9 protein-coding genes are annotated in these 10,977 nt (G+C 65.4%); 1 reads left to right on the top strand and 8 read right to left on the bottom strand.

All coding sequences use genetic code 11. The features are described 5' to 3' along the window. Nucleotides 1-84: 84 nt before the first annotated feature. The 8 genes from ACVJGD_RS28705 to ubiE form a co-directional block, all read right to left on the bottom strand. Nucleotides 85-807, bottom strand: a complete 723-nt coding sequence (locus ACVJGD_RS28705; protein ID WP_456637389.1) for a nucleotidyltransferase family protein — start codon at nucleotides 805-807, stop codon at nucleotides 85-87. A 137-nt stretch (nucleotides 808-944) separates the two neighbouring features. Then, nucleotides 945-1,265 (bottom strand): PilZ domain-containing protein, encoded by a 321-nt coding sequence (locus tag ACVJGD_RS28700; RefSeq protein ID WP_456637388.1) that lies wholly within the window; start codon nucleotides 1,263-1,265, stop codon nucleotides 945-947. 150 nt (nucleotides 1,266-1,415) lie between these two features. Continuing rightward, the gene (gene tsaE / locus ACVJGD_RS28695; protein ID WP_456637387.1) at nucleotides 1,416-2,939 is read right to left on the bottom strand and encodes a tRNA (adenosine(37)-N6)-threonylcarbamoyltransferase complex ATPase subunit type 1 TsaE; all 1,524 of its coding nucleotides are present in this window, start codon (nucleotides 2,937-2,939) and stop codon (nucleotides 1,416-1,418) included. After that, nucleotides 2,936-5,455, bottom strand: a complete 2,520-nt coding sequence (locus ACVJGD_RS28690) for a PAS-domain containing protein (RefSeq protein ID WP_456637386.1) — start codon at nucleotides 5,453-5,455, stop codon at nucleotides 2,936-2,938. Before ACVJGD_RS28690 ends, tsaE begins: the two co-directional genes overlap by 4 nt. A 183-nt stretch (nucleotides 5,456-5,638) precedes the next feature. Further along, the gene (gene dut, locus ACVJGD_RS28685) at nucleotides 5,639-6,097 is read right to left on the bottom strand and encodes a dUTP diphosphatase (RefSeq protein WP_456637385.1); all 459 of its coding nucleotides are present in this window, start codon (nucleotides 6,095-6,097) and stop codon (nucleotides 5,639-5,641) included. Then, entirely contained in the window at nucleotides 6,094-7,506 is a 1,413-nt protein-coding gene (gene coaBC / locus ACVJGD_RS28680; RefSeq protein WP_456637384.1) for a bifunctional phosphopantothenoylcysteine decarboxylase/phosphopantothenate--cysteine ligase CoaBC, read from the bottom strand. Before coaBC ends, dut begins: the two co-directional genes overlap by 4 nt. A gap of 52 nt (nucleotides 7,507-7,558) precedes the next feature. Continuing rightward, nucleotides 7,559-9,133, bottom strand: coding sequence for a 2-polyprenylphenol 6-hydroxylase (ubiB, locus tag ACVJGD_RS28675; RefSeq protein WP_456637383.1), 1,575 nt, complete (start codon nucleotides 9,131-9,133; stop codon nucleotides 7,559-7,561). Beyond that, nucleotides 9,130-9,891, bottom strand: coding sequence for a bifunctional demethylmenaquinone methyltransferase/2-methoxy-6-polyprenyl-1,4-benzoquinol methylase UbiE (gene ubiE / locus ACVJGD_RS28670; RefSeq protein WP_456637382.1), 762 nt, complete (start codon nucleotides 9,889-9,891; stop codon nucleotides 9,130-9,132). The genes ubiB and ubiE overlap by 4 nt, the downstream gene beginning before the upstream one ends. Before the next feature lie 189 nt (nucleotides 9,892-10,080). On the opposite strand from ubiE, the gene mutM reads away from it, so the two are divergent. After that, nucleotides 10,081-10,965 (top strand): bifunctional DNA-formamidopyrimidine glycosylase/DNA-(apurinic or apyrimidinic site) lyase, encoded by an 885-nt coding sequence (gene mutM, locus ACVJGD_RS28665; protein ID WP_456637381.1) that lies wholly within the window; start codon nucleotides 10,081-10,083, stop codon nucleotides 10,963-10,965. Nucleotides 10,966-10,977 lie beyond the last annotated feature (12 nt).

Below are 10,977 nucleotides of genomic sequence, written 5' to 3'. Positions count from 1 at the left end.
GCGGTGATTGACCCGAGAGGCTGCGGCGTACTGGATGCCCCGCATGCGCGGAGCATGACGACAGGTTAGGCGGCGGTGTCCGGCCTACGCCACGCTTTCCAGGAAGGCTTCTTCCGCGGCTTGCACGGCCTCGGGGGTTCCAACATGCATCCAGACACCGTCGAGCCTGAGCCCGAACAGCCGTTCCTGCTCATTGGCGCGGTCGAACAACTTGGTCAGCGAGAACTCGCCTTTGGGGGCGTCGGCAAAGATCGACGGCGACATGATAGCGGCGCCGGCATAGACGAACGGCACCACCTGCTGTTCCCGCCGCTTGCGCAGTGCGCCGTCCGGCAGCATGGAATAGTCGCCGCGGCCGCTATAGCCGATGCTGCTCGCAGTCGGCGCCATCAGGAGCAGGATATCCATTCTGGCAGGGTCGAAGGTCTCCGCAAGCCGCGCCAGATTCGGCCGCACGCCGTCGATCCACATCGTGTCGGCGTTGACGTGGAAGAACGGCTCAGGCCCGAGCAGCGGCAACGCCTTCACGACGGCGCCGCCGGTGCCCAGCACCTTGTCGCGCTCGTCCGAGATGATCACGCGCGGCTGCTTCCGCGTCTTGACGTGTTCTATGATCTGGTCGGGCAGATAGTGCACGTTGACCACGGCTTCGCTGACGCCGGCAGTGGCAAGCTTGTCCAGGACATGATCGAGCAGGGGCTGGCCCGCCACGCTCACCAGCGGCTTCGGCATATGGTCGGTCAAAGGCCGCATGCGCAGGCCGAGACCGGCAGCGAGGACCATGGCTTTACGGGGGGTGACGGGCATACTTCCGGGCTCTCGAACCGTTCAAATCATGACGCGCGCCATCCTATCACGCCGATTCGGGGCGCGCATGGGGTCGACGCGATAGTCGACGCACATGACGGCCGTGCGACGAAGAAAGTGCATCAAAACAACAATTTTCAGGCGTCAGCGGGTTGCGAGCCGCGCTTGCCCGCCTTCTTCTTTTTGTCGCCCTGCTTGAGGAAATTGACCCCGATCTGGTCGCCATTGACCCAGGACAATTCACAGCGGCGATAGGCAAGTCCGGTCGAGGACAACAGCAGGAAGAACTCCTTCAGGTGCAGGCCTTCCACCGAGCCCTCGACCGTCAGCTTGGCGCCGGTCTCGGAAACGTCTTCCATGGTGCAGTCACGCCGCCACGTGCCGTCGATCCCCATCATATGCGCGGGAATGCCGCGTTCGAAGGTGACACGCTCGCCGCGCTGCCGTTCTGTCTTCATCGCCAAACTCAAATCTTTCAATTGAGCATGATCTTCCCGCGCAAACGCTTCGCGTTTGTCGCGAGGGAAAACCGGCTTCCGTCATGCTCCAGCCGCTCTGCATCCGCAGCGTGTGTCACACTAGGGCGGCTCGGGCTAACAGGCAGTAAATCAGGCAACCGGCGGCGGGACATGGGCCCCATACCATTCGCGGAGGCCGGCCAGGGCCGGGTGGGCCAATGAACGAGTAAGATAGGTCCAGATCCGCGGCTGGTGCTTGAGATAATGCGGCTTGCCGTCTCGCCCGTTGAGCCGCGCGAACGTCCCGAGCAGGCGCGTGTTACGCTGGGCCGACATGATCGCGTAGAGCTCGGCGAAGCTGGCCGCGTCGAAATGCTCCTCGGTGGTCCGCCGCGCCTTGATGTAGCGGGAGAGCAGCGTGAGCTCGAGCTGCTCGGGCACGTCGATCCGCGCGTCCTGCAATAGCGACACCAGATCGTAGGTGGCAGGCCCCAGCACGGCGTCCTGGAAGTCGATCAGGCCGACCCGCAGGATGCCGGTGCGCTCGCCGAGCCAGATCATATTGGGCGAGTGGAAGTCGCGCAGCACCCAGGTCCGTGGCGCGGCGGCCGGCTTCTCCAGCAATGTTCGCCACATCGCGAAAAATTCGTCGCGCAGGTCGGAAGCAAGCGTGACGCCGCGGTCCGGCAAGTACCATTCGATCATCAGCCCGATTTCGACGAGCCAGGCGTCGATGTCGAAGACGGGAATCTCGTAGGTGAGTTGCGGAGTCAGCGGCAGCGTCTCCGGCAGCTTCTCGCGATGCAGCGCCGCCAGCATGTCGGTCGCGGCTTCGTAGCGCTCGGTGATCGGTACCGGCGGATCGCCCTCGACGACGCCTTCCTTGCCGAAATCCTCGGTGATCAGGAATCCCAGATCGATATCGGAGTGACGGATCGCAGGTGCGGAGAAGCCATGGTCTCGCAGGCCATTGTCGATCGCGACGAACGGCTTGACGTCCTCGGCGAGATGGACGGCCGCGCTATAGGACTTGCCGTCGTAGATCGGCGGCCCGTCGGGGCGGCGCGGCGAATTCATCAGGATGACGCTGCCATTGTCGTCGAATAGGCGCGCGTAGGAGCGGGTCGAGGCGTCGCCCGGCATACGCTCGCGCCGTGCGTCCGCATAGCCGGCATTGTCGAGGAACTGGCGCAGCGCCTTCAGCCGCATGACGACGGCGGCAGACTTGCCGTGGCCGGTGATCTCGGCGGCGCGCGCGGTCGATCCCAGCGCCGGCCGGTGGCTCATCACAATGTCGATACGATCGGGCGGCAGGGCACCCGGCGCGCGCTCCGGCCATTCGATCAGCGCCACCGTGCCGTCGGGCAAAGGCGACAGCCCGATCTCCTCCAGTTCGCTCGGCTCATTGATGCGGTAGAGATCGGCATGGATCAGCGGGAACGCCGGCAGCTCGTAGCTTTGCGCCAGCGTGAAGGTCGGGCTCGGCACTTCCAGCGTATCGTCGGCGGCGAGATAGCGGATCAGCGCGCGGGCGGCTGCGGTCTTGCCGGCGCCGAGATCGCCGGAAAGCGCGATGACTTCGCCGGGCCCGATCAAGAGCGCGAGATCGGCCATCAGATGCGCGGTCGCGACCTCATTGGCGAGTGCAACCGTGAATGTGCTGGTGACAATCATTCGGCGGCGTTGCGATGCGCGTTCTGGTCGACCGGGAAGACGCAAGTGACGGTCGTGCCCTTGCCGACAGTCGAATCGACGCGGACCTTGCCGCCATGCAGCTCGACGAAGGAGCGCACCAGCGACAGGCCGAGGCCGGCGCCGCGGTGCCGCGAGCCATGGGAATGACTCTCGAACCAGTTGAACACCTTGTCCTTGACCTCGGGCGCGATGCCCGGACCGCTGTCGGTCACCGCGAACACGACGCTGTGCTCGGCGCGTCGCGCGCTGATCGTGACCGTCCCGTCATGCGGGGAGAAGCCGACGGCGTTGGCGAGCAGGTTATAGAGCACCTGCACGACGCGTCGTTCATCGCCGATGAAATCGCCGATGTTGGGCTCGATATCGACCTTGAGCGTGATGCGGTCGGTCGCGAGCCGGTCCTGGATGCCTTCGGCCGCGGCCTCGATCGTCTTGCCGATATCGACGGAGCCGAGCTCGAGCGTCATCGCACCGGCATCGATGGTGGCGAGATCGAGGATGTTGTTGGTGAGCGCGAGCAGCGCGTTGGTCGATTTGGTGACGTAGTCGAGATATTCCGCCTGCTTCTCGTTGAGCGGCCCGGTCGCGGGATCAGAGAGGAAATGCGCAAAGCCGATGATGGTGGTGAGCGGCGCGCGCAGTTCGTAGGACACGTGGTGGACGAAGTCGACCTTCATCTGGTCGGCCGCTTCGAGCGCCTCGTTGCGCTCGCGCAGCGCGCGTTCGACATTCTCCGTGTCGGTGATGTCCTGGAACGTCAGCATGGTCGCGCCGTCGGGCAGCGGCATGGTCATGCAATGAAGCACGCTGCCGTCCTTGCGCTCGAGCTTCAGCGCGACCTGGGCCCGGTTCTCGATCGCGGTGATCGCCTCGCGCAGCGCCCGCCAGACGATCGGATCGTCGAACAGCGGCTTGCACAGCGCTTCCACGGTCTCGATATGCGGCTGTTCGCGCAGCGCATCCGCCGGCAGCCGCCACATTTTCTCGAATGCCGGGTTGAACAATTGCACCCGGCCGTTGCTGCCGAACACCGCGACCGCCTCGTTGAGATTGTCGAGGGTCTCGTGCTGGACCCGGATCAGGCCGTCGAAGCGGCGCGCCAGATCGAGGCTTTCGGTGACGTTGTCGAACAGATAGGTGACGCCGCCTTCGAGGTTCGGCGTGGTAACGACGCTGACCGCGCGGCCGTCAGGCAGGAACCAAGTGTAGCTCTCCGATTCGACCGCGCGATAGGCCTCGTGCAGCTTGGTCTTCCAGGCGCGGAAATCCGGTTGCTCGGGCAGTTTGCGGGCGGCGCGCAGCCGGTCGAGGATGCTGGAATCGTCCGGATTAGAGTCGAGGAACGCCTGATCGAGGTCCCAGAGGCGGCGGTAGGATTCGTTGTAGAAGGCGAGCCGCCGGTCGGCGTCGAACACGGCCACGCCGGAGGAGAGCTGGTCGAGGGTGCGGCGATGCGCTTCCGCCATCCGGGTGAGCGCGGCGCGAAGCGCGGCGACTTCGCTGGCGTCGATGGCGATGCCGGCGCTGCCGCCGGCAAGCTTCAGCGCCTGGACGTCGTAGATCCGCCGCTCGCCGCCGACCACGATCGGCAATCGCGCGGCATAGGTCGAATATTCGTGCAGCGCCTTGGCCATTTCGATCCGCTGGTCGTTCTCCAGAAGTTCGAGATTGCGGTGGATCGCATCCACGACACTCGCGCCCTCGGTCGCCCGCAGATAGGCCGCGTTCGCATAGCGCAGATCGTCCTGCGCATTCTTGGCCCAGATCGGCCAGGGTGCGGCGGCGGCGAAATCGCGCAGCAGCTCGGTCTCCTCCTGCAGCATCTTGTAGCGCAGATTGGCTTCGGCCAGTTCGCGACGCAAGCCGCCGAGCTCGCGCATCCGCACGATCGCCTGGCCGCCGATGGCGCGACCCATCACCTCGATCGCGCGGCCGTTCGAGGTGGTGAGGTTGAGCAGGAAGCCCTGGCCGGCCTCGCGCAGCGCGTCGACCGCATGGTCCATCTGCAGCGCCGGTTCCGGCGGCAGCCAGGTTCCGAACGCCAGCACGCGCTGGGGCGAGTTCTGCGTCGCCTCCTGCGAGGTCAGCAATGCAATGTCGCCGCTGATCTCGGGGCGGTTGTCGCCGGCCGCCCAGGAAATCAGGACCTGCGGTTCCGCAAACAGCAGTGCACGCAGGCGATCGGATTGGGCCTGCAGATCGGCGATCTCGGCGCGCAAATGTCCCTCGCCCCGGGTGGCGCGAACGCGAGTCCTCATCAAGAGGATCGCGGCGACCACGGAAAAGCCGAGCAATGCCAGCGCGGCGGTGAACAGGACGAATTCCTGGTGATCGAGGTCGAACCACGCCGAGATCATCGGCTCGAACAGCCAGTCGGCGGCACGCGCCGATCCGGTGGACAGCGCCAGCGTGGCGGCGAGCCCGAGCAGGCCGTCGCGCGCCAGTGAGGTGCACGACAGCAGGGTTCGACGCATTGCGGCGACCACGCCCGACATAATTTGCCCCAGAACGCACGACTTCGGCCCGGCGTTAGACCCCCGCCGCGCTCACGAATCGTAAGAGCATATCCTCAAGCTGACTCAGCGAGTAAGAGTCCAGATCGTGAACGCAAGACACGCTGTGAAAAATGCGGAGCTCGGCTCGTGCGCCTGCCCAAATTTTATCTGTATTCGAACGACTTATCGCCCGGTCGAGCCGAAGCCGCCGCTGCCTCGTTCGGTGCTCGACAGCGCTGTCGCCGGAACCAGGCCTGCCTGCACGACCGGTGCGATCACCATCTGCGCGATACGCTCGCCGCGTCGAATCGAAAATGGTGTCTCGCCGTGATTGATCAGCAGCACGTTGATCTCGCCGCGATAGTCGGCGTCGATGGTACCAGGCGAATTCAACACGGTCACGCCGTGTTTGGCGGCAAGTCCGGAACGCGGCCGCACCTGCGCCTCGTAGCCCGGCGGCAGCGCAATCGTCAGCGCGGTCGGAACCATTGCGTATTTGCCTGATGCGAGGACCAGCGGCGTGTCTTCGGGCACTGCGGCCAAGAGATCGAGCCCAGCGGCATCGGCGGTCTGGTAGGCCGGCAGCGGAAGGCCTTCGCCATGCGGCAATTGCCTGACTTCGACCTTGATCGTCGTACTCACGATTTTCTCTCCACGGCTTTCGCGATCCGCGCCACCAGTTCGGTTGCGACCTGCTCCTTGGTCATGACCGGCCAGGAATCGACGCTGATATCCTCGCCCTCGCGTGTCAGCAGATGAACGGTGTTGCGGTCGCCGCCCATCACGCCGGTGGCGGGGGAAACATCGTTGGCCACGATCCAGTCGCAGCCCTTGCGGGCGATCTTTGCCTTCGCATTCTCGATCAGATGCTCGGTTTCGGCGGCAAAGCCAATCACCAGCTGCGGGCGCTTGTCCGTGAGTTTCGCTGTCGTGGCGAGGATGTCGGGGTTCTCCACCAGTTGCAGCGACGGCACGCCGGCGTCGGTCTTCTTCAGTTTCTGCTCGCCTTCACTGGCGACGCGCCAGTCGGCGACCGCGGCGGCAAAGATCGCGACATCGACAGGCAGCGCCGCTTCCACCCGGTGCAGCATGTCGCGCGCGGATTCCACTGAGATCACCGACACGCCGGGTGGATCGGCGAGGTCGACCGGCCCGGAGACCAGCACGACCTCGGCGCCGGCATCTCGCGCGGCGGCGGCGATGGCAAAGCCCTGCTTGCCCGAGGAGCGATTGGCGATGTAGCGCACCGGATCGATCGCCTCATGCGTCGGGCCCGCGGTGATCAGCACGCGCTTGCCCTGAAGCGGGCGCGGATGCGGCGGGCGCAGGATATGCTCGGCAGCGGCAGCGATTTCCGTCGGTTCGGCCATCCGCCCGACACCGGCTTCGCCCGCTTCCGCCATCTCGCCGGCATTGGGACCGACCGTCAGGATGCCGTCGCGGCGGAGCTGCAGCACATTGCGGCGGGTGGCGGCGTTGTTCCACATCAGTGGATTCATCGCCGGCGCCAGCAGGATCGGGCGATTGGCGGCGAGCAGGATCGCGGAGGCGAGGTCGTCGGCATGGCCGTGCGCCATTTTTGCAATCAAGTCCGCGGTTGCCGGCGCCACCACGACCAGGTCGCACTCGCGGGCGAGGCGGATGTGACCGGCATCGAATTCGCTCTCGGGATCGAACAGGTCGGTATAGACGCGCTCGTGCGACAGGGCGCTGGCCGCAAGCGGCGTGACGAATTGCTGCGCCGCCTTGGTCAGCACGCAGCGGACATGGATGTGGCGCTCCTTGAGCCGCCGGATCAAATCCAGCGCCTTGTAGGCGGCGATGCCGCCTCCGATGATCAGGGTGACCCGCGCCAAGCCGTTGGCCGACGCGACAGGCGCGTGCGGGCGCGGAGCAGGAGCCGCGGGCGTGGCCTCCAGGGGCTGCTGCGCCACCACCTCGCCCAGGATGACCCGTACCTCGTCCTCGACCGAGCGCCCGTTACGGGCGGCACGCAGGCGCAGCTCGTCACGGACGGCGTCATCGAGCTTGCGAATCGTCAGATTGGCCATGGCGGCACCATCGGTTTGACCGCAATGCTAGCATTATATGCTATCATTGCAATCACAAATTCCGGACGGCGATCAGGATTCCGATGAAAGTGGCCGCGATGATCCAGAGCGCGACCGTCCGCCAGCGGTTCTTGCGGCCCTCGGTCCGTCCCATCGCCGCGATCGTCTCCGGCGACAGCGTGACGCCCTCGCGCGTCATCTTCTCGAGATTGCCGAGCACTGCGACCGCGCGCGAGGCGATATCGGGCAGATGCGCCAGCACGCGGGCGAGCTCGCCGGCACCCGACATGGCACCCTGGATACGCCCGACCGGCCCGAGATTGCGCTCGATCCATTCGCGCACGACGGGATCGGCAATTTTCCAGATGTCGAGCTTGGGGTCGAAGCCGCGCGCCACGCCCTCGACCACCACCATGGTCTTCTGCAGCAGGATCAATTCGGGGCGCGTCTGCATGTCGAACAGGCCGGTGACTTCGAGCAGCAGCGTCAGCAGCCGCGCCATCGAGATTTCCTCGGCGGTGCGGTTGTGGATCGGCTCGCCGATGGCGCGGATCGCCTGCGCGAAGTTCTCCACCGAGTGATGCCCCGGCACATAGCCGGCCTCGAAGTGCACCTCGGCGACGCGGCGATAGTCGCGGACGATGAAGCCGAGCAGGATTTCGGCGAGGAAGCGCCGCTCCTTCTGCCCGAGCCGGCCCATGATGCCGAAGTCGACCGCGACCAGCCGGCCGGTATCGTCCAGGAACAGATTGCCGGGATGCATGTCGGCGTGGAAGAAGCCGTCGCGCAGCGCGTGGCGCAGGAAGCTCTGGATCACCTTGCGGCCGAGATCGGGCAGGTCGACCTGGGCTTGCTCGAGCCTGATACGGTCGTTCAGCGGGATGCCGTCGATCCATTCCATCGTCAGCACGTTGTGGGTGGTGCGGTCCCAGTCCACCGCCGGTACGCGGAAATCCGGATCGTCGTTGGTGTTCTCCGCCATCTCGGAGAGGGCGGCGGCCTCTAATCGCAGGTCCATCTCCATCGCGACCGAGCGCGACATCGTGTTGATGACCTCGACCAGCCGCAATCGCCGCGCTTCGGCCGAATGCGCTTCCGCCTTGTGTGCGACAAAGAAGAAATCGGACAGATCGCGGCGGAAGCGGGAGGCGACGTTCGGCCGCAGCACCTTCACGGCCACCTGTTGGCGCACGCCGCGGCGCTCGATCTCGCCGCGATGCACCTGCGCGATCGAGGCGGCAGCGACCGGGGGTCCGAGGCTCACGAATGCCTGCGCCAGCGGGCGTTCCAGCGATTGCGCGATCACGGCTTCGGCTTCGGATTGCGGGAAGGGCGGCAGCCGGTCCTGCAGGCTCTCCAGATCCTTGGCCAGCACTACGCCGACGACGTCGGGCCGCGTGGCGAGGAACTGGCCGAGCTTGAGATAGGCCGGCCCGAGCCGCGTCAGCGCGCGCGACAGCCGCGGTCCGGACTTGGCGCCGCGCCGCTCGACCAGGCGGGCGAGCTTCACCAGGAGTTGCGCCGGCGGCGGCACCAGGGCCGGATCGACGACGCCGAACACGCCTTCGCGCGCGAAGACGTAGGCGGCGCGGGCGAGGCGCACGATGTGGGTTGTTGCAGAAATCACAAACGCCAGCCCGAATGCAGCGCCACGATGCCGCCGGAGAGGATTTCCCATTTCACGCGCGCAAAGCCGGCGGCGGTGATCATCTCGGCAAAGGCGCTGGGCCGTGGAAACTTGCGGATCGATTCGACGAGATACTGATAGGACTCGGCATCACCGGTCACGGCGCGGCCGAGTGGCGGGATCACCCTGAACGAGAACAGGTCGTAGAGCCGGTCGAGGCCGGGCACATCGACGGTGGAAAATTCGAGACAGAGGAATCGGCTGCCGGGCCGCAGCACGCGATAGGCCTCGCGCAGCGCGACATCGATCTGCGGCACATTGCGGATGCCGAACGCGATCGTGTAGGCGTCGAACGAACGGTCGGGAAAGCTTAGCGCCTCGGCATTGCCGGCGACGAAGGAAACCCGGTCGTCGAGATGCTGGGCGCGGGCGCGGTTGCGGCCAACCTCGAGCATGTCGGCATTGATGTCGCAGACGGTGGCACGGAAACCAGGGCCGCCCGCTTTCGCCGCGCGGAACGCGATATCGCCGGTGCCGCCCGCGACGTCGAGCAGCGCGAACGGCGCCTCGCTCTTCGGCGGATTGAGCTGAGTGATCATGATGTCCTTCCAGACCCGGTGCAGGCCGATCGACATCAGATCGTTCATCAAGTCATAACGCGACGCCACGCTGTGGAACACCTCGTTCACCAGCGTCTGCTTCTCGCCCAGGGGGACGTCCCTGAAGCCGAAATGGGTGGTTTGGTCCCGCCGATCCATCAACGCAATACCTCAAGGCGCGACCATAGCGCGCCAGCCGCAATGGCGCTATCACGTCAGCACCTCCGCGCACAATCCGCCAAACCGGCCGCGGTCCGACGGATTGTTCGCAAATTGTTAATTTGGCGCGCGATCGGGCGCAAAACCGCTTACACTTTTGCCGATCACGCTTCCTGTGAATGACATTCCATGCCCGAACTCCCCGAAGTCGAGACCGTCCGCCGCGGCCTGCAGCCGTCGATGGAGGGCGCGAAAATCCTGAAGGCGGAAGCCCGCCGCAAGGACCTGCGGTTTCCTTTTCAGAAGGATTTTGTCGCACGGCTGGAGGGGCAGACCGTCGCGGGTCTCGGCCGCCGCGCGAAATATCTGATGGCGGACCTGACCTCGGGCGACGTGCTCTTGATGCATCTGGGCATGTCCGGCTCGTTCCGCGTGCTGAAGGACGACGACAAGATCGCGCCCGGCCATTTCCACTACGAGCGGAATCAGGACCGCGCGCACGATCATGTGATCTTCCACATGTCGTCGGGCGCCGCGATCATCTTCAACGACCCGCGCCGCTTCGGCTACATGAAAGTGATCGCGCGCAACGCGATCGAGGACGAGCCGCTCCTGAAGGGCCTCGGCCCCGAACCACTCGGCAACGAATTCGATGCCGCGATGCTGGCACGCTCCTGCGCCAACAAGAAGACCAGCCTGAAGGCGGCGCTGCTCGACCAGCGCGTGGTCGCGGGGCTCGGCAACATCTACGTCTGCGAGGCGCTGTTTCGCGCGCGCCTGTCGCCGCGGCGGCTGGCGGCAACGCTGGCCACGAAGAAGACGGCGGAGCCGACAGAGCACGCGCAACGTCTGGTTCCTGCGATCCATGATGTGTTGAATCAGGCGATCAGGGCCGGCGGCTCATCGCTGCGCGACCATCGCCAGACCAATGGCGAACTCGGCTATTTCCAGCATTCGTTCCAGGTCTATGACCGCGAAGGCGAGAAATGCCCGACGCCGGGCTGCGGCGGCACCGTGAAGCGTTTTACCCAGAACGGCCGTTCGACCTTCTGGTGCCCGAAATGCCAGAAATAACCGACAACAATG

It is taken from the genome of Bradyrhizobium sp. USDA 10063 (genome assembly GCF_054063735.1).
This window is presented reverse-complemented; position numbering and strand designations above follow the sequence as displayed.